At 67.8% G+C, this 17,204-nt stretch carries 18 protein-coding genes and 1 pseudogene; 7 read left to right on the forward strand and 12 right to left on the reverse strand.

Annotated elements, in window-relative coordinates:
* Window positions 1-10 precede the first annotated feature (10 nt).
* Both ACQ86A_RS14215 and ACQ86A_RS14220 read right to left on the reverse strand, forming a co-directional pair.
* Entirely contained in the window at window positions 11-544 is a 534-nt protein-coding gene (locus ACQ86A_RS14215; RefSeq protein ID WP_431277631.1) for a dihydrofolate reductase family protein, read from the reverse strand.
* A 116-nt stretch (window positions 545-660) separates the two neighbouring features.
* Window positions 661-1,248, reverse strand: a complete 588-nt coding sequence (locus ACQ86A_RS14220) for an LON peptidase substrate-binding domain-containing protein (RefSeq protein ID WP_431280454.1) — start codon at window positions 1,246-1,248, stop codon at window positions 661-663.
* Window positions 1,249-1,298: 50 nt separating this feature from the next.
* Between ACQ86A_RS14220 and ACQ86A_RS14225 the strand changes: the two genes are divergently transcribed.
* A complete protein-coding gene (locus ACQ86A_RS14225) occupies window positions 1,299-1,796 on the forward strand; it encodes a DUF427 domain-containing protein (RefSeq protein WP_431277632.1) in 498 nt (165 codons plus the stop codon).
* 53 nt (window positions 1,797-1,849) lie between these two features.
* On the opposite strand, the gene ychF is transcribed toward ACQ86A_RS14225, so the two are convergent.
* Together ychF and ACQ86A_RS14235 are read right to left on the reverse strand one after the other, a co-directional pair.
* Window positions 1,850-2,923: a redox-regulated ATPase YchF gene (gene ychF, locus ACQ86A_RS14230; RefSeq protein ID WP_431277633.1), complete on the reverse strand. Its 1,074-nt coding sequence runs from the start codon at window positions 2,921-2,923 to the stop codon at window positions 1,850-1,852.
* A gap of 11 nt (window positions 2,924-2,934) precedes the next feature.
* Entirely contained in the window at window positions 2,935-3,324 is a 390-nt protein-coding gene (locus ACQ86A_RS14235) for a VOC family protein (RefSeq protein ID WP_431277634.1), read from the reverse strand.
* A gap of 96 nt (window positions 3,325-3,420) precedes the next feature.
* On the opposite strand from ACQ86A_RS14235, the gene ACQ86A_RS14240 reads away from it, so the two are divergent.
* A complete protein-coding gene (locus tag ACQ86A_RS14240; RefSeq protein WP_431277635.1) occupies window positions 3,421-4,188 on the forward strand; it encodes a DUF6597 domain-containing transcriptional factor in 768 nt (255 codons plus the stop codon).
* Window positions 4,189-4,218: 30 nt separating this feature from the next.
* Here the strand turns inward: ACQ86A_RS14240 and ACQ86A_RS14245 are convergent, their stop codons facing one another.
* Window positions 4,219-4,962, reverse strand: coding sequence for a class I SAM-dependent methyltransferase (locus ACQ86A_RS14245; protein ID WP_431277636.1), 744 nt, complete (start codon window positions 4,960-4,962; stop codon window positions 4,219-4,221).
* A 78-nt stretch (window positions 4,963-5,040) separates the two neighbouring features.
* Here ACQ86A_RS14245 and ACQ86A_RS14250 point away from each other — a divergent pair, with 78 nt between their 5' ends.
* On the forward strand, window positions 5,041-5,622 hold the full coding sequence (locus ACQ86A_RS14250; protein ID WP_431277637.1) for an exonuclease domain-containing protein: 582 nt from the start codon (window positions 5,041-5,043) through the stop codon (window positions 5,620-5,622).
* On the opposite strand, the gene ACQ86A_RS14255 is transcribed toward ACQ86A_RS14250, so the two are convergent.
* Together ACQ86A_RS14255 and ACQ86A_RS14260 are read right to left on the reverse strand one after the other, a co-directional pair.
* Window positions 5,623-6,765, reverse strand: a complete 1,143-nt coding sequence (locus ACQ86A_RS14255; RefSeq protein WP_431277638.1) for a Gfo/Idh/MocA family protein — start codon at window positions 6,763-6,765, stop codon at window positions 5,623-5,625.
* Window positions 6,762-7,667 (reverse strand): sugar phosphate isomerase/epimerase family protein, encoded by a 906-nt coding sequence (locus tag ACQ86A_RS14260; RefSeq protein WP_431277639.1) that lies wholly within the window; start codon window positions 7,665-7,667, stop codon window positions 6,762-6,764. The genes ACQ86A_RS14255 and ACQ86A_RS14260 overlap by 4 nt, the downstream gene beginning before the upstream one ends.
* Before the next feature lie 91 nt (window positions 7,668-7,758).
* Between ACQ86A_RS14260 and ACQ86A_RS14265 the strand changes: the two genes are divergently transcribed.
* On the forward strand, window positions 7,759-8,520 hold the full coding sequence (locus ACQ86A_RS14265) for a GntR family transcriptional regulator (RefSeq protein WP_431277640.1): 762 nt from the start codon (window positions 7,759-7,761) through the stop codon (window positions 8,518-8,520).
* A gap of 24 nt (window positions 8,521-8,544) precedes the next feature.
* On the opposite strand, the gene iolD is transcribed toward ACQ86A_RS14265, so the two are convergent.
* Genes iolD through iolC form a run of 4 tightly spaced genes read right to left on the reverse strand, consistent with a single transcriptional unit; the run spans window position 8,545 to window position 13,193 of the window.
* Window positions 8,545-10,437, reverse strand: a complete 1,893-nt coding sequence (iolD, locus tag ACQ86A_RS14270; RefSeq protein WP_431277641.1) for a 3D-(3,5/4)-trihydroxycyclohexane-1,2-dione acylhydrolase (decyclizing) — start codon at window positions 10,435-10,437, stop codon at window positions 8,545-8,547.
* Window positions 10,434-11,330 (reverse strand): 5-deoxy-glucuronate isomerase, encoded by an 897-nt coding sequence (gene iolB / locus ACQ86A_RS14275; RefSeq protein ID WP_431277642.1) that lies wholly within the window; start codon window positions 11,328-11,330, stop codon window positions 10,434-10,436. Before iolB ends, iolD begins: the two co-directional genes overlap by 4 nt.
* Window positions 11,331-11,344: 14 nt before the next feature.
* Window positions 11,345-12,232 carry a class I fructose-bisphosphate aldolase gene (locus ACQ86A_RS14280; protein ID WP_431277643.1) on the reverse strand — a complete coding sequence of 296 codons (888 nt, stop codon included), beginning with the start codon at window positions 12,230-12,232 and terminating at the stop codon, window positions 11,345-11,347.
* Entirely contained in the window at window positions 12,219-13,193 is a 975-nt protein-coding gene (gene iolC, locus ACQ86A_RS14285; RefSeq protein WP_431277644.1) for a 5-dehydro-2-deoxygluconokinase, read from the reverse strand. The genes ACQ86A_RS14280 and iolC overlap by 14 nt, the downstream gene beginning before the upstream one ends.
* Window positions 13,194-13,343: 150 nt before the next feature.
* Between iolC and ACQ86A_RS14290 the strand changes: the two genes are divergently transcribed.
* Together ACQ86A_RS14290 and rmuC are read left to right on the forward strand one after the other, a co-directional pair.
* Entirely contained in the window at window positions 13,344-14,231 is an 888-nt protein-coding gene (locus ACQ86A_RS14290) for a DNA recombination protein RmuC (RefSeq protein ID WP_431277645.1), read from the forward strand.
* Window positions 14,228-14,770, forward strand: a complete 543-nt coding sequence (gene rmuC / locus ACQ86A_RS14295; protein ID WP_431277646.1) for a DNA recombination protein RmuC — start codon at window positions 14,228-14,230, stop codon at window positions 14,768-14,770. The genes ACQ86A_RS14290 and rmuC overlap by 4 nt, the downstream gene beginning before the upstream one ends.
* Before the next feature lie 91 nt (window positions 14,771-14,861).
* Here the strand turns inward: rmuC and glpX are convergent, their stop codons facing one another.
* Window positions 14,862-15,878: a class II fructose-bisphosphatase gene (gene glpX / locus ACQ86A_RS14300; RefSeq protein WP_431277647.1), complete on the reverse strand. Its 1,017-nt coding sequence runs from the start codon at window positions 15,876-15,878 to the stop codon at window positions 14,862-14,864.
* 235 nt (window positions 15,879-16,113) lie between these two features.
* Here glpX and fbaA point away from each other — a divergent pair.
* Window positions 16,114-17,140: pseudogene (gene fbaA / locus ACQ86A_RS14305) on the forward strand (class II fructose-bisphosphate aldolase).
* The last annotated feature ends 64 nt before the right edge of the window (window positions 17,141-17,204 follow it).

The raw sequence follows: 17,204 nt of genomic DNA on the forward strand, positions 1-17,204 counted from the left end.
AAGCAGCGCGTCAGAGCGCCTCGGGCCGGTACGAGATCATCACCGAGCCGTTTGCGAGAACCGTCGCCTCGTTGGTGTGCAGCCGGAACGCGGTCGAGTTGCCGAACTCTTGGTCACCCTTCCCGACGACGAAGGGGTGGAGGTAGACGCGCAACTCATCCAACAGGCCGGCCTTGATCAGGCTCGTGCCGAGCTCGCCGAAACCCCACGACACGATGAGGCGGTGCTGCTCCTTGAGCCGCCTCACCGACTCTTCGATGGGGCCATCCAGGATGGTCGAATTCCAGTCCAGGTCGCCCTTGAGTGTCCGTGACGCCACATACTTCGGCATCGCGTTAACGAGGTCGGCGAACTCACCGTCCTGCTTCGGCCAGAATTCGGACAGGAATTCATAAGTCTCCCGACCGATCAGCACGGCGTCGGCTGCGTGATGAAGTTCGTCCGACATCTGCTGGCGACGTTGATCCTCCGGATCGAACCACTCGTCCATCCGGTCGTAGTAGCCGTCGAGGCTCATATCGACGACAGAGATGATCGTGCCCATCGCTCCAAACTAGCGCGCGCGGCCCACGAATGGCACCCATTGCCCTATCCTCAGACGCCTGAGTGAAATTCGGGTGGCGACCCTCGCTCAGGACCACTCGCATGAGCCGCTCGGCCTCACTCGGCGGACCAGAGCTCTTCGGCCTCGAGAGTCAGATCGATCATCTGACCCAGGAGACCTCCCATCGATGTCGACCTCAACAGGGTGTACCTGTCGTACTCGCCCAGCGGGGCGATCGCCGCCAGCTGCCAGGCCGCTGCGACGGGATCGTTCGACAGTTCGGTGCCGGCATCCGCGTCCCGCTCCGCGACGCGGGCGATCACGCGGCGGACAACCGCTTCTGCCTCGGCCCGCAGGTGTCCGAGCGCCTCAGACCACTCCAGATCCGGCAGCATCGAGAGCTCGGCCCGAGGATACGGGTCCTCGTCAAGCCAGCGCTCGACCGTGAACCTCTTGGTTCCCACGCCGACGATCAGCAGGTCGTCGGCGCCCGCGGCGGCACCCACCAGACGTGCCATCGTCCCGACCGAGGCGCGCTGGTCGCCACCCCCGGCTTCGGATCCGCGCTCGATCAGGACGACGCCGAACTCGAACCCCGGTTCATCCTCGTCGAGCAATCGCCCGAGCATCGTGAGATACCGCGGCTCGAACACGCGCAACGGGATGGGCACGCTTGGGAATAGCACTGATCCGAGCGGGAACATCGGTGAGGCGGCCATACTCCAGTGAAGCACCGCTGACATAGAGTGAACAGGTGCCGCGACCGCGCCCAGAGATCCCAGGAACGGGACAGGAGTCCGTGTGGGACTACCCGAGGCCGCCTCGCATCGAGCGCGTCACCGCGCCTGTTGCGATCCGTTTGGGCGGACAGCTCATCGTTGAAACCCGAGACGTCGTCCGGGTGCTCGAGACCAGCCATCCGCCGGTCTACTACCTCCCCATAGCGGACTTCGCAAGCGGCTCGCTGGTCGACGCCGCGGGTTCGTCGTTCTGCGAGTTCAAGGGCACCGCACGATATCTCGACGTGCGCGGCGGAGGCGAGGTGCGGTCCGCTTGCGCGTGGAACTACCCGCATCCGTCGCCGGGGTTCGAGCCGCTCCGAGACCGCGTCGCTGTCTACGCGCAGCAGATGGACGAGTGCACTGTCGACGGCGAGGTCGTCACCCCGCAGCCCGGTGGCTTCTACGGCGGCTGGATCACGAGTGCCGTTGTCGGGCCCTTCAAGGGCTCGCCCGGGTCACTGGGCTGGTGAACGCGGGAGATACCCGCACGTTGAAGCCGAGCTCTGCTACGTCGCGCAAGATGCTAGACGTTGAAGCGGAACTCCACCACGTCGCCGTCTTGCATGACGTAGTCCTTGCCCTCCATGCGGGCCTTGCCCTTGGCGCGGGCCTCGTGCACGGAGCCGGTCTCGACGAGGTCGTCGAATGAGATGACTTCGGCCTTGATGAAGCCCTTCTCGAAGTCGGTGTGAATGACGCCGGCTGCCTGGGGTGCCTTCCAGCCCTTGTGGATCGTCCACGCGCGGGACTCCTTAGGGCCGGCAGTGAGGTAGGTCTGCAGGCCGAGGGTGTCGAAGCCGATACGGGCGAGCTGGTCGAGGCCGCTCTCATCCTGACCCGTCGATGCGAGCAGCTCGGCGGCGTCGGCGGGGTCGAGGTCGATGAGTTCGGACTCGAGTTTCGCATCCAGGAACACGGCCTGGGCGGGGGCGACGAGGTCGGCCAGCGCGGCGCGACGGGCGTCGTCGGTCAGCACGGCTTCGTCGACGTTGAAGACGTAGATGAAGGGCTTGGCCGTCAGCAGGCCGAGCTCCTTGATCGGCTCGAGGTCGATGGTCGCACTCGACAGAGGCTTGCCCGAGTCGAGGATCGCGTGCGCCTCACGCGCCGTCTCGAGCACGTTCGGGTCGAGCTTGCGGCCCTTGACCTCTTTCTCGTACCGGGCTTCCGCCTTCTCGAGGGTCTGGAGGTCGGCGAGGATGAGCTCGGTGTTGATGGTCTCCATGTCGCCGGCCGCATCGACCTTGCCGTCGACATGGACCACATCCGGGTCATCGAAGCCGCGCACGACCTGCGCGATGGCGTCGGCCTCGCGGATGTTCGCGAGGAACTTGTTGCCGAGTCCCTCGCCCTCGCTCGCGCCCTTCACGATGCCGGCGATGTCGACGAACGACACCGGAGCGGCCAGGATGCGCTCGCTGCTGAAGATCTCCGCAAGCTTGTCGAGACGAGAATCGGGCAGGTTCACGACGCCCACGTTCGGCTCGATGGTCGCGAACGGGTAGTTCGCTGCGAGCACGGTGTTCTTGGTGAGGGCGTTGAAGAGGGTCGACTTGCCCACGTTGGGGAGTCCGACGATTGCGATAGTGAGAGCCACGGGCAGCCAGTCTACCGGCCGGGACCGTCGCTCTCAGGCGCCCCCGCATCCGTCAGCCCGAAGACCGGATTCTGGATGATGCCGAGAAGGCTGCCATCGGGCGTGCGGAAGGTGCCGAGCACGATCCCGTCGCCCACATCCCCGCCCGGCTCCACGACGACCGCGCCCGCCGCAAGCAGCGTGGCCTCGGTCGCTGCGAAGTCGCGCACCCCCCAATACGACCGCGCTCCGAGCGCCGGGTCTGCGGCAGGATCGAGTCCGAGCTCGTAGCCGCCGGGATTGAACCCGACGAAGAACGGCTCGTCGAAGTAGGGCTGGATGCCGAGCACGCCCGACCACCACTCCTTCGCTGCGGCAAGGTCGGGGGCGGGATAGACGACGGTGCGGAGTCCGAGGAACACGGGTCTGCCTTTCGTTTCGCGGGTGAACTCTCCCAGTAAAACGCGTGACCACCCCGCTGTCTTGTACGAATCGGCCAACGGTGCGAGAGTTCTGGCATGTACGCCGAGGTCGCACCTCCCGCATCCGTGGCAGGGATCGTGGACTGCCTCTGGGTGCGTCGCAGCGACACCGACGACGGCCCGACTCTGGTCCTGCCCGACGGCTGCTTCGACCTGATCTGGACGCCCGGCGCCGAGGTCATGCTCGCCGCGCCGGACACCCGAGCCGTCGAGGTGCCCGCTAATCGCTCACCGCTGTATGTCGGGCTGCGCTTCGGTCCCGGAGTCGGCAGATCGGTGCTCGGTGTCCGGATGAGCGACCTCCTCGACGCGCGCGTCGCCGCATCCGAGGTGCTCGCCGAACACCCCGATGACGACCGTCGCATCGTGGCCGACCTTCTCGCCCGCGCGGAGCAGACCACATCTGCACGGGCGGCGTTCGGGATGCTGAGTCACCTGGGCGAGGCGCTAGTGCGTTCCGCTCGGCTCGACAGCACCGCAATGCGGGCGTCGCGGTTGCTGCGGGATCCGGCGCGCTCGGTCGCATCCGTCGCTGCGGATCTCGACGTTCCAGAACGCACGCTCGGCCGTAGGATGACGGAGCAGGTGGGGTATGGACCCAAGATGCTGCAGCGCGTGATGCGGCTGCAGGGGTTTCTGCGTTTGGCCGATGCGGCTGTGTCAGGTTCGGATGCGCTCGGCCGCCGCACGCTTTCGCTCGCCGAACTCGCGGAGCGTGCGGGCTATGCCGACCAGCCGCACCTCTCCCGCGACGCGACCCGGCTAACGGGCCGCACCCCGGCATCCCTGCTCGCCGCCCGCTGAGACGCAGACGCGCCCGACCGAGCGAGCGCCTCAGCTCAAACGCGCGCGGAACGACTCCGTGACGTATGGCAACTCGAACACCGTCTTGCCCGCGAGGTCAGGATGCTCGGCCGCCAACCGCCGCAGGGATTCGATCACCGCGGCCTGGGTCTCCGCATCCTTCGTGATGAAGTAGCTGCGCGACCGCGCGAGGTCGAGCAGCCCGTCGAGCGTCATCGGCTGCGCCCAGCGGGTCTCGTGTCGTTCCAGCTCGCCGAAGGGCGACCCGACCACCGGCTCGACGTCGTCGCCGACGTACGCCTGCTCGGTCTGCATCAGCTCGCCGAGTTGCCGCACCCAGTCGACGGATTCGTCGCGGAAGTTCCAGACGAGGCCGAGCGTCCCGCCGGGGCGCAGCACCCGCGCCGCCTCGGGGACGGCGACCGCCGGGTCCACCCAGTGCCAGGCCTGTCCGCAGACGATCGCATCGACGCTGTCATCGGGCAGAGGGATGCGCTCGCCCGAGCCGAGGTGCGCGTCGACGCCCGGCAGCGCATCCTGAAGCACCCGCAGCATCGACGACGACGGATCGACCGCGCTGACCTCGTAGCCGCGCTCGACGAGCGATCGCGTGAGCTTGCCCGTACCGGCGCCGAGGTCGAGCACCCGCCCGGTCACGCCTTCGAGCAGCCAGGAGACGGCCTCGGCCGGGTAGGCAGGGCGTGCCGCCTCGTAGACGTCGGCCGCCTGGTCGAAGGAGTGGGCGTGCAGATCGTGTTCGTTCCGTTCGCGCATGGCCCGATGCTAACCCGAGGAGCGCGGCGCGCGGGCGGGCTCACGGGCAGCGTCGGTGCCGCATGCGACCATGAGCACGTGCCACTGGATTTCACCGCAATCGACTTCGAGACCGCGAACGGGAGTGCGGCATCCGCGTGCTCCGTCGGGCTGATCAAGGTGAGGAACGGCCGCGTGGTCGACCGCACCGGTTGGCTCATCCAGCCGCCGTTCCCGCACGACGAGTTCAACGAATGGAATACTCGCATCCACGGCCTCCGGGCTCAGGATGTGGTGGGCGCCGCCGGGTGGGTCGAGCAGCTCCCCGACCTGGTCGCCTTCGCCGAGGGTGATGCCCTGGTGGCGCACAATGCCGGCTTCGACATGGGTGTCATCCGCGCCGCCTGCGCCGCAACAGCCCTCGAATGCCCCGAGTTCAGCTACCTGTGCAGCCTCCAGGTCGCCCGCAAGACGTACACGCTCGACTCCTACCGCCTGCCCGTCGCGGCGATGGCCGCCGGGTTCGAGGACTTCCCGCACCACGACGCGCTCGCCGACGCAGAGGCCTGCGCCGCTATCGTCGTGCACGCGGCCAAGCGGCACGGCGTCGCCACGATCAGCGACCTCGCCGCCGTCACCGGTGCGCGTCTCGGCCGCATCGGCGCCGCCGTCGCCGCCTGATCACGACAGCCGAGCGGCCTCCCCGCCGATCGTGAGCCCGTCCTTGTCCGCCAGCACGGACATGATGCGCTGACCCGTCAGCACGTCGAGGCGCCCGTGTTCGGCGCGCGTCGGCGGCTTCACTCCCTCGGTGACCATCCGGTGGAACGCGACGAGCTCGGCCTCGAACGCCTCGTCGACCGAGCTCACCAGCTCGTGCGAGTTCCCATTCGCGGTTTTCGACACGACACGCAGTTCGGTGGGTGCGTTCAGCAGATACGGCACGGTGAACTCGAGTTCGAGCGAGCCCTTGGTGTGGTGGATGGTGACCGTCTCGCGGTAGTGCGGGTAGTCGGCCATGTAGTGCCAGTGGAGGTGCACGCGCGCGTTCTCGGTGATCGTGCCGCTGACCTCGATCGAGCCCGGCGCATCCTGTTCGGCCCAGAGGTTCACATCGTCGACTGTCGCGATCGGCCCGACGAGGGCGCGCACAAGTGAGATGTCGTGGATGAGGCTGCCCAGCACCACGTTGGCGTACAGGTCGCCGCGCGCGGCTGCGACCTCGTCGCCGAGCGCGTGCGCGATCACTGCCCGGTCGCCGGCGACCAGTTCCGCGATCACGGCGGGGTCCACATCCCGAGCCGCCGGATGCAGGTTGGCGAATGCGAGCTGCGACGGACCGCTCGGGTGCAGCACCTCGACGTTCACGTACCGGATCTCGGATGCGTCGGGCAGCCGATCGCGGAGCGCCAGCACCGCGGGGTCGTACTCCTTCATATAGGCGAGGAGCAGCTGCGGCTTTCCGGCGGCCTCCTCGGCCTCGAGAAGCTGGTCGATCTCGGCGAGCGAGAAGGCGAGCGGCTTCTCGCAGAAGACGGCGACGCCGTGGCGGAGGGCTTCCAACGCCGGACCGCCGTGCGATCCGGACGTGAGCAGTACGACGCCGTCAAGTTGTTCCGCGTCGAGCATCTCCCCCAGTGTCGGATAGACGTGCTCGGGACCGACCCCGAACTGATCGCCGACCGCTGCGCCGTTCTGCGCCGACAGGTCCGCGACCGCGGCCAGCTCGAACAGGTCCCAACGGCGTTGGATGAGGGGCAGGTGCACGGACTGGGCCACGGCACCGAGGCCCGCCACGCCGATCCTGATCTTCTGCGGGGTCATGGCAGCCACTCCTTCAGTACTTCGCGGTTCTTGCGGTGGTCGATGCGGATGACGGCGGGGTCGTCGCCCGGCTGCGGGATCGTGTCCTGTTCGACGACGAGCCAGCCTGCGTAGTCGTCGGCAAGCACGGCCGTCATGAGGCCGCTTAGGTCGAGATCGCCTTCGCCGAACGGCACGAAGGCGCGGCCAGCCCAGACGTCGCGCATGTCGCCGCGGTTGTCGACGACGGCCTGTAGAACGGATTTGCGCGCATCCTTCAGATGAATGTGGTTGATGCGGTCGTGCCAGCGGTGCCAGCCCGTGATCGGATCCCCTCCGCCCAGGATGAGGTGCCCACTGTCGAAGGTGAGCCCGATGTCCGTGCGCGCCAGCAATTCGTCGATCTCGTCGGGCGTCTCGACGTAGGTGCACGCGTGGTGGTGGAACGTGGGTTCGAGCCCGCGGGCGCGCACGCGATCGGCGGCAACCGAGACGTTCTCGGCGAAGACCTTCCACTGCTCGTCAGTCAGGCCGAATTCTGGGCCGCCTCCCGGATGCGCGCGGCGCGTCTCCGAACCGCGATCGGCGAGGGTCGGTAACGGCAGGAGGTCAGGCGATGCGTCTGCCGCCTCCATGAAGACGTCGAGGATCGCGTCGAAGGTGAGCATCTCGACCTCGAAGGCTGAAGTGTCAGTGAAGGGCAGATCGACCCAGCCGCCCGACAGCTCGAGTCCGTGACGGGCGAGCCGGTCGCGGAGTTCGTCGCCGCGGCCGAGGAAGCCGAGCGGACCGAGGTCGACGCCCGCATACCCCTCCTCCGACAGCACCGCGCAGAGGGCTTCGGGACCGATCAGCTCGACGCCCTCTTCCGGACTCAACTCGAACACCCCGAAACTGACCGGGGCACCGGCTATGCGAATCACATCGTCCTCCTCGACTTCATGTCCTAACAAACTCTAACGGGTGGGCGGTGCTAATGTCAGCACATATGACCCACCAGTGAGGGGATACCGCATGACCCAGCCCGAGAAGGAGCTCCCACCGGCGCTCTTCATGGACCTGGACCACTCCGGCCCCGTGCCCCTCTACCACCAGGTCGCGACCCGGATCGAGCGGGCGATCGTCGACGGCGAACTGCCCGCGGGCGCGCGGCTCGAGAACGAGATCGCACTCGGCGAGCGCCTCGGGCTCTCGCGTCCGACCATCCGTCGGGCGATCCAGGATCTGGTCGACAAGGGCCTTTTGGTGCGCCGGCGCGGGATCGGTACGCAGGTCGTCCACGGTCCCGTCACCCGCAAGGTGGAGCTCACGAGTCTTTATGACGACCTCGCCGGAAGCGGCCAGCATCCGTCGACGCGGTTGCTGCTGCACGAGGTGATCGAGGCGGATGCGCGACTGGGCGAGATTCTCGGCGTGGAGCCGGGCGCGCCCATCCTGCACCTGCGGCGTCTGCGCAGTGCCGATGACGTTCCGGTCGCCGTGCTCGAGAACTACCTGCCCACCGACTTCACGACCATCGGCGAGGGCGACCTCGCCGAGCACGGCCTGTACCAGGTGATGCGGAGTCGCGGAACGACGATGCGGGTCGCCCGCCAGCGGATCGGCGCCCGCCGAGCAGAACCCGACGAAAGCGCCCTGCTCGAGATCGACGACGGCGGCCCCGTGCTCACGATGGACCGCACCGCGTACGACAATTCGGGCCGCGCGGTCGAGTACGGACACCACTGCTACCGTCCCGACCTGTACTCGTTCGAGATCACTCTGGTCGACAAGTAGGCGGCGACGGCGCACATCTGCGCATCACAGGTACGGTCGCTGCGCCCGACGGTCGGCTTCATAGGCCGATCGCGCCTCTTGGGTGCTCTCGAGCGTCGACACCTCGGCGACCGGAACCTCCCACCACGCTCCGTCGCCCGATCCGGGCGCCAGCGGGTCGGTCTGGATGTAGACCGCGGTCGTCGACTCGGCGTCGAGAGCCCGGCGCAGCGCATCCCGGAACTCGGACGAAGTGGATGCTCGCAGTACGTCGGCGCCGAGGCTCTGGAGATTGAGCGCGAGGTCCACAGGAAGCGCGCCTCCAGCGGCCGATCCCGCTGCCTCGCCGAAGCGGTACTGCGTTCCGAACCGCTGAGACCCGACCGACTCCGACAGGTTGCCGATCGAGGCGAATCCCGCGTTGTCGATCAGCACGACGACGAGCTTGATGCCCTCGGCCACCGCCGTCACGATCTCCTGCGCGAGCATCAGGTACGAGCCGTCGCCGACGATCGCGACCACCTGGATGCCGGGCTCGGCCATCTTCACCCCGAGCGCGCCCGCGATCTCGTAGCCCATCGTGGAGAAGCCGTACTCCACGTGATACTGCTTGGGCGAGCGGGGCTCGAACAGCTTGTGCAGGTCGCCGGGGGCGGACCCTGCTGCGTTGATCACGACATCCTGATCGCCGACCTCTTGGTTCAGGATGCCCAGCAGCTCGACCTGGGACGTGCGGCCGGTGCCGCCCTCGGTGAGCCAGTCTCGGGAAATGATTCGCGAACGGGCGGACGACCAGTCGGCGCGTGCCCGCTCGACCTCGGTTCGGTAGTCGCCTGTCGTCGAGTACGCGGCGAGCGCGTCTGACAGTGCTGCGATCCCCTCACGCGCATCGCCCGTCACCGCGACTCCCGAGAGCTTGGCGGCGTCGGGCGAGCCGACGTTGATGTTCACGAATCGCACGTCAGGGTTGGCAAAAAGCGACCGGGATGCGGTGGTGAAGTCCGAATAGCGCGTCCCGATCCCGATCACGACGTCCGCTGTCGCAGCGAGCGCGTTTGCCGCGGTCGTGCCGGTCGCGCCGACTCCCCCGACGTCGAACGGATGCCCGTTGGGCAGCGCGCCCTTGCCCGCCTGAGTCTGGCCGACGGGGATGCCGTGCCGGTCGGCGAACGCGGCCAGCGCATCCTCGGCCTCCGAGTAGTGGACGCCGCCGCCCGCCACAATGAACGGACGCTCTGCAGAAGCAATGACCGCGGCCGCCTCTGCGACGGCATCCAGGTCGGGACGCTGGCGGGCGACGCGCCACACCCGCTTCTCGAAGAGCTTCGTGGGCCAGTCGTGGGCCTCGGCCTGCACATCCTGAGGCAGCGCGATCGTCACCGCCCCGGTGCGTGCGGGATCGGTCAGCACCTCCATCGCTCCGAGCAGTGCGGCAGGCAGCTGCTCGGGTCGCCAGACCCGGTCGAAGAATGCCGAAACGGGGCGGAAAGCGTCGTTCACGGTCACGTCGCGTGCATCCGGGCGCTCCAGCTGCTGCAGCACCGGATCGGGGTTACGACTGGCGAACACATCAGCCGGAAACAGCAGCACAGGGATGCGGTTCACCGTGGCGAGCGCGGCGCCCGTCACCATGTTGGTCGCGCCCGGTCCGATCGAGGTCGTGACCGCGAGAGTCGAGAGCCGGTTGCGGTGCTTCGCGAACGCGGCGGCCGCGTGCACAGCACCTTGCTCGTTGCGTGCCAGCCAGTACGGCATGCGTCCGGGCTCGTCGACATCGCTCTGCAGCAGCGCCTGGCCGAGACCGGCGACGTTGCCGTGTCCGAAGATGCCGAAGAACCCCTCGATCAGCCGGTGCTCGACACCGTCTCGCAGAGTGTGCTGCGCCCCGAGAAAGCGCACGACGGCCTGGCCGACGGTCAGACGGACGGTACCGCTCATGAGGTGGCTCCTAGGGTGTCTGCGGTGAAGGGCAGCCGCGGGTCGACCTCTTCGGTCACCCACTGCTCGCGGATCCAGGCGTGATCGGGGTGGTCGCTGATCAGCCATTCGCGGTCAGGATGCGCGTCGGTGCGCGGGCCGGCCATCACGTTCAAGTAGTACAGGTCGTGGCCGGGAGCCGCCACCGTCGGCCCGTGATAGCCGAACGGGATGGTCACCACGTCGCCGCTGCGGACCTCCTCGGTGACGTCGATGTCCCCGGCGCCGGATGCGGACACCCGGTGCAGCGCGAAACCCTCCGTGCCGCTCGGCGACGGTGCCACCTCGAAGTAGTAGATCTCCTCGAGCTCGGTCTCGTGCGGGCCGTCAGCGTCGTGCTTGTGCGGCGGATAGGACGACCACGTTCCACCCGGATGCATGACCTCGCACGCGATCAGCCTGTCCGCCTGAATCGCCGCCGGTGTGCCGAAGTTGTTGACCTGCCGACTGCAGATGCCCGCTCCGCGGAGTTCGGTGGAGACCGCATCCCGGGCCAGATATTGCACCGGATACGCCACCTCGGCCACCGCCCACGGCAGCGCGATTCGCGCCCCCTCGGCCGACGTGACCGTCGCGCGGGTGCCGACGGGCAGGTAGAGCACATCCGTCACACCCCACGGGCTCGGGCGACCGGCGAGCGCGTACTCACGGTCGCCCTGCACGGTCACCGTGCAGCGACCGGAGAGTGGAACGACGATGCCCTCCCGGCCGTCGAGTTCCAGTTCCCACGGCTCGGAGGGATCAAGCGTCGCGACGTCGAGGCCGGTGTAGTTCCAGTCGTCGCCGTTCGGCCGCACCGCAACATCGAGCGCGCCGTCGGCGAGCGTGCCGCGGGGGAAGAAGTGGTCGGTCATCTCAGCATCCTTGCTCAGCGGTCGGGGTGGACGAGCGCGGCGGCAGTGTCCACGGCACTGACGACATCGCCGTCGGGTGGGTAGAGGAGCGTGCGCCCGACGACGAGTCCGCGCACGCCCGGCAGCGCGAGCGCGTTCGCCCACGATGCATAGATGGCATCCGGATGCGCGCTCGGGTCGCCGCCGAGGAGCAGCGTCGGCAGCGTGGTCGCCGCCATCACCCGCTCCATCTCGGCCACGACGGGCAGCTTCAGCCAGGTGTACGCCGAGCTTGCGCCGAGACCGGAGGCGATCGCGATCGAGGTGATCACGGCATCCGGAGTCAGATCGTTGAGGATGCGCCCATCGTGCCACGCACTCATGAACGGCTCGACCATGATCGGCAGCCGGGCCGCAGCGGCGGCGGAGACTGCGCGCGCGGTCGCCTCCAGAGTGGCCGCGCTGCCCGGGTCGGCCAGGTTGATGCGCAGCAGCACCTTGCCGAAGTCGACACCCGATCGGACGAGGCCGTCGACGTCGTATGCGGTGTAGCGGTCGTCCATTTCGAACGCCGCATCCTTCAGTCCCCCGCGGTTCATCGAGCCGACGACGATCTTGCCGTCGAGGGCACCGAGCGCGGCGAGGTCCTCGATGATGTCCGGTGTGCCGAGCACGCCGTCGACGCCGGGACGCTCCAGCGCCGTCGCCAGCCGGTCGAGCAGTTCGTAGCGGTCGGCCATCGCCATCGAATCGCCACCGACTCCGAGAGCGCCGCGCGCAGGATGGTCGGCAGCGAGGATGAAGAGGCGCCCGTCGGCGCGCGCCACGGGCCGAGGACGTTCGGCAACGAGGGCCGCGAGGCGAGCGGGATCGGTCGCGCGCAGCTCGCGCAGGCGAGCGAACCGGTCGTCAGACGGTGACATGACCGACCTCCATCGCTGTCTCGACCTCCACCGTCGTCGGCATGGCCGTCGAGCACTCCAGGCGCGTCGCGACGATTGCCCCGGCGACATTGGCGAACCGGATGACGCGTTCGAGCGGCCAGCCCGCCAGCAGTCCGTGACACAGCGCCCCGCCGAATCCGTCGCCGGCTCCGAGCCCGTTCACGACCTCAACGGGGAAGGCCTCGACCTCCACCGTCTCGTCGCGGGTCTTCGCCAGCACACCGCGCGGGCCCTGCTTCACGACGGCCAGTTCGACGCCGCGGTCGAGCAGCGCATCGGCAGCGCGGTGGGGATCCGTCTCCCCGACGGCGATCTCACATTCTTCACGATTGCCGACGGCGACCGTGACACGCTCCAGGGCGCGACCGACCTCGGCCGTCGCCAGCGTTGGCGACTCCCAGAACATCGGCCGGTAGTCGAGGTCCAGAACCGTGAGCGGTGTGCGGCCACGATGGGCCCAGGCCGCGTGGTGAGCCGATCGGCTCGGCTCCCGGGAGAGGCCGGTTACTGTCGACCAGAAGCCACCGGCGGTGCGAATGGCCTCAGCGTCCAGCTCCTCCGGGTTGATGACGAGGTCGGGCGCGATCGGGTCGCGGTAGAAGTAGAGCGGGAAGTCGTCGGGCGGAAAGATCTCGCACAGGGTGATCGGCGTCTTGAGTCCGGGCACGGCCGAGACGAAACGGTCGTCCACTCCCAGTCTGCGCAGTTCCTTGTGGATGTAACGACCGAAGGGGTCCTCGCCGGTGCGAGTGATGATCGCAGTGCGGCGACCGTGTCGGGCCGCGGCAATCGTCACGTTCGTGGCGCTGCCGCCGAGGAACTTGCCGAACGTGTCGACCTCATCGAGCCCGACGCCGCTCTGCAGCGGGTAGAGGTCGACCCCCACCCGGCCGATGGCGAGCACGTCGAACGGGCTCCCGGATGCTGGTGCTGTCGTCATCGACTCTCCATGTCCTTACATATTGACATTGCCAGCCTAGGCCAGCTTCGGCGGCGGTCGCAAGCCCGACGCATCCGTCTGTCAGGGTCGATTTGCGGGCTGGCGGCGCAGCAACCGGCCGGTGTCGGGGGCGACTGGCACACTGACAGCATGGATCCCATCCTCTCGCTCCTCCTCGGACTCCTCGGCGGCCTCATCGTCGGCGCGGCAGCCGGCGGCTTCGCCGTCGCGACCCTGCTTCGTCGCCGCGCAGACGTCGCCGCTCCGGCCGCTGCCACCGAAGACCCGGCCGTCGTCGCGGCTCGGCACGAGGCGGAACTGGCCCAGGCGCGGGCGGCCGAAGCGGCGATCCGGGCGGAGATCTCGAGCGACCTCGCGGCGGCGCAGGCCACCGTCGACTCGCTCAAAGAGCAGGTGCTCGCTCAGCAGGAGCAGTACCGCGAGATCGTGGAACGCCATCGCGCCGAGGCACAGGAGGCGGCCGCCCGCGAACAGGCAGAGAGCAAGGTGCTCCAGGCTCTCGCGCCGGTGCGCGAGAGCCTGAGCGAGATGCAGAAGAAGGTCGTCGAGCTGGAGGCGCAGCGCAGCCAGCAGCACGGTCAGCTCACTCAGCAGCTCAAGTCGGCGACCGAGTCCGAGGAGCGACTGCGCAGCACCGCCGAGGCGCTCGCCTCGGCTCTCCGTTCCAACAGCACCCGCGGCGTCTGGGGCGAGACCCAACTGCGCAGTGTCGTCGAAGCCGCCGGCCTGATCGAGCGCGTCGACTTCGACGTGCAGTCGAGCATCCACTCGGATGCGGGCGCCGGCCGACCGGACATGATCGTGCACCTTCCGGGCGGCAAGAGCATCGCGCTCGATGCCAAGGTTCCCTTCAACGCCTACCTCGAGGCGAGCCAAATCCCGGCAACAGCCACCGGTCTCGACGGCGCTCGGCGCGAATCCCTGCTCAAGCAACACGTGAAGGCGGTGCGAGACCACATCACCGCCCTCGGCGGCAAGGCGTACTGGGCGGGACTCGACTCCTCCCCGAGCTCGTGATCGCGTTCATCCCGAGCGAGTCCCTGGTCTCCTCGGCGATGGAGGCCGACCCCTCGATCATGGAGTTCGCCTTCAGCAAGCGGGTCGCTCTCGCCTCCCCGGTGACGCTCTGGTCAGTGCTCAAGACCGTCGCGTTCAGCTGGCAACAGGATGTGCTGACCCAGGAGGCAAAGGAACTCTTCGACCTGAGTCGCACGCTCTACAGTCGCCTGTCGACCACGGCGAGCCACATCGAGAAGCTCGGCCGTTCGCTGGAGCGCACGGTCAAGGACTACAACGGATTCGTCGGCTCGTTCGAACGCCAGGTGTTCCCCGCGGCCCGCAAGCTCAACGCCCTCGACGAGTCCAAGGTCATCGGCGTTCTGAACGGCATCGAGGAGTCGCCGCGCGAGATCACGGCGTTCGAACTCGTCACCGAACTCGAGCTCGAACTCGAGCCGCGCGACATGCACGGCGTCGACAAGCTCGCCCTTCAGGAGAAGGCCGCCGCCGAGCAGAGCGCCGCAGAACAGAGCGGCGAAGACCTCAAGTCGGCCTGACCCTCATCACCGAGTTGCGGCAAATCGACGTTCCCGACGTTCGGGAAGGTCGATTTGCCGCAAGTGGGCGGGTGCCCGGCGACCGTGTAGGTCAGAGCTGGTCGGGCTCGAGCCACTTCGACGCGACGTGGTCGGCGATCACGCGACGGATGGTCCCGCTCTTCGAGCGCATGACGATCGACTCGGTGCGAATGATCGGCCCCTTGCGGCGCACACCCTCGACCAGACCGCCGTCGGTGACACCCGTTGCCACGAAGAACGTGTTGTCGCCCTTCACCAGATCGTCAGCGCCGTAAATCTTGTCCATATCGAGCCCAGCGGCGATGCCGCCCGCGCGCTCTGCCTCATCCTTCGGCGCCAGTTTGCCCTGCATGAAGCCGCCGAGCGCCTTGATCGCGGCGGCCGTCGTGATTCCCTCGGGGCTGCCGCCGATCCCGATGCACATGTCGATGCGCGACTCGTACCGCGCCGCGTTGATGCCGCCCGCCACGTCGCCGTCGAGCAGCAACCGCGTGCCGGCGCCGGCCGCCCGGATCTCCTCGATCAGTCCTTCGTGCCGCGGACGGTCGAGCACCGCGATCCGCATCTCGCCGACCGGCTTACCCTTCGCCTTCGCGAGCTCCCGGATGTTCTCCGCAACCGACTGAGACAGGTCCACCACCCCGGCGCCCTCGGCCCCGGTCACAATTTTGTCCATGTAGAAGACGCTCGACGCATCCAGCATCGTGCCGCGGTCTGACACCGCGATCACCGAGAGCGCATTCTGACGCCCCGCGGCGGTCAGCGAGGTTCCGTCGATCGGGTCGACGGCGATGTCGACGGCCGGCCCACGCCCGTTGCCGACGTGCTCGCCGTTGAAGAGCATCGGGGCCCGATCCTTCTCGCCCTCGCCGATGACGACGAGTCCGTCGAAGTTGACCGTTCCAAGGAACTTTCGCATCGCATCCACCGCGGCGCCATCGGCAGCGTTCTTGTCTCCGCGACCGATGAAGGGGGTCGCACGGATGGCCGCCGCCTCCGTGGCCCGCACCAGCTCCATCGCCAGGTTTCGATCGGGATGCAGATACAGCGTGGCTGTGTCTGTGCTCGGCGGAGTGGAACTGGTCATGATGGGTCCTCCCGGACGGATTCTGCGACAGTGAATTCGCCGCTCACAGCGGCGAAACAAGTTTATCCGCGGGAGCCCCCTCGGGGCCCGGATGCGCACGAACGTTCACCCGCCGTGTATCGCCCCCAGTAGCGCATCCGGTAGCGCATCCTGAAGCGCATCCGGCCGCGCCGACCGCCCCAGAGCGCCTCGGTATGATGAGTCCCGTTCGCTACACAGACTTCAAGGAGCCGCAATGCCCATCGCCACGCCGGATCAATACGCGGAAATGCTCGACAAAGCGAAGGCCGGTGGGTTCGCCTATCCCGCATTCAACGTGTCGTCATCGCAGACGATCAACGCCGTGCTCCAGGGGCTTTCTGAGGCCGGCAGCGACGGCATCATCCAGGTCACCACCGGTGGCGCCGACTACTTCGCCGGTCAGACCGTCAAGAACCGCGCATCCGGAGCCCTCGCCTTCGCGAAGTTCGCGACCGAGGTTGCGAAGAACTACCCGGTGACCGTCGCGCTGCACACCGACCACTGCCCGAAGGACGCCCTCGACGGCTTCGTTCTCCCCCTCATCGCCGCGAGCGAGGAAGAGGTTCGCGCGGGTCGCAACCCGATCTTCCAGTCGCACATGTGGGACGGCTCGTCCGTGCCGCTCGGCGAGAACCTGCAGATCGCGGAGGAGATGCTGAAGCGCACTAAGGCGATCAACGCGATCCTCGAGGTCGAGATCGGCGTCGTCGGCGGCGAGGAGGACGGTGTCAGCCACGACATCAACGAGCAGCTCTACACAACGCTCGACGACGCGATCCAGACCGTCGAGGCCCTCGGCCTCGGCGAGAACGGCCGCTACATGGCCGCCCTCACCTTCGGCAATGTGCACGGCGTCTACAAGCCGGGCAACGTCAAGCTGCGCCCGGAACTGCTCAAGACGATCCAGGAGGGCGTCTCCGCCAAGTACGGCCACGGCGCCAAGCCCCTCGACCTCGTCTTCCACGGCGGCTCGGGCTCGACGGATGAGGAGATCGCCGAGGCTGTCGCCAACGGCGTCGTGAAGATGAACGTCGACACCGACACCCAGTACGCGTTCACCCGCACGATCGCGGACTACATGTTCAAGAACTACGACGGCGTGCTCAAGATCGACGGCGAGATGGGCAACAAAAAGGTCTACGACCCGCGCGCTTGGGGCAAGGTCGCCGAGACCGGCATGGCCGCCCGCGTGGTCGAGGCTACGCAGCAGCTTCGGCTCCGCCGGACACTCCGGCAAGTAGCACTCGCGGCGGCCGGGGTTCGACGAGCCCGGCCGCCGTTCCACATCCCAGGGGAGGACGGCCG

It is taken from the genome of Leifsonia poae (assembly GCF_050632195.1).
GTDB classification, from domain to species: domain Bacteria; phylum Actinomycetota; class Actinomycetes; order Actinomycetales; family Microbacteriaceae; genus Leifsonia; species Leifsonia poae_C.

Excerpts from the sequence above, each read along its gene's own strand:
- ACQ86A_RS14215 (WP_431277631.1), bottom strand. The coding sequence starts at position 544 with ATGGGCACGATCATCTCTGTCGTCGATATGAGCCTCGACGGCTACTAC.
- ACQ86A_RS14220 (WP_431280454.1), bottom strand. The coding sequence starts at position 1,248 with ATGTTCCCGCTCGGATCAGTGCTATTCCCAAGCGTGCCCATCCCGTTG.
- ACQ86A_RS14240 (WP_431277635.1), top strand. The coding sequence starts at position 3,421 with ATGTACGCCGAGGTCGCACCTCCCGCATCCGTGGCAGGGATCGTGGAC.
- ACQ86A_RS14245 (WP_431277636.1), bottom strand. The coding sequence starts at position 4,962 with ATGCGCGAACGGAACGAACACGATCTGCACGCCCACTCCTTCGACCAG.
- ACQ86A_RS14255 (WP_431277638.1), bottom strand. The coding sequence starts at position 6,765 with ATGACCCCGCAGAAGATCAGGATCGGCGTGGCGGGCCTCGGTGCCGTG.
- ACQ86A_RS14265 (WP_431277640.1), top strand. The coding sequence starts at position 7,759 with ATGACCCAGCCCGAGAAGGAGCTCCCACCGGCGCTCTTCATGGACCTG.
- iolD (WP_431277641.1), bottom strand. The coding sequence starts at position 10,437 with ATGAGCGGTACCGTCCGTCTGACCGTCGGCCAGGCCGTCGTGCGCTTT.
- iolB (WP_431277642.1), bottom strand. The coding sequence starts at position 11,330 with ATGACCGACCACTTCTTCCCCCGCGGCACGCTCGCCGACGGCGCGCTC.
- ACQ86A_RS14280 (WP_431277643.1), bottom strand. The coding sequence starts at position 12,232 with ATGTCACCGTCTGACGACCGGTTCGCTCGCCTGCGCGAGCTGCGCGCG.
- iolC (WP_431277644.1), bottom strand. The coding sequence starts at position 13,193 with ATGACGACAGCACCAGCATCCGGGAGCCCGTTCGACGTGCTCGCCATC.
- ACQ86A_RS14290 (WP_431277645.1), top strand. The coding sequence starts at position 13,344 with ATGGATCCCATCCTCTCGCTCCTCCTCGGACTCCTCGGCGGCCTCATC.
- glpX (WP_431277647.1), bottom strand. The coding sequence starts at position 15,878 with ATGACCAGTTCCACTCCGCCGAGCACAGACACAGCCACGCTGTATCTG.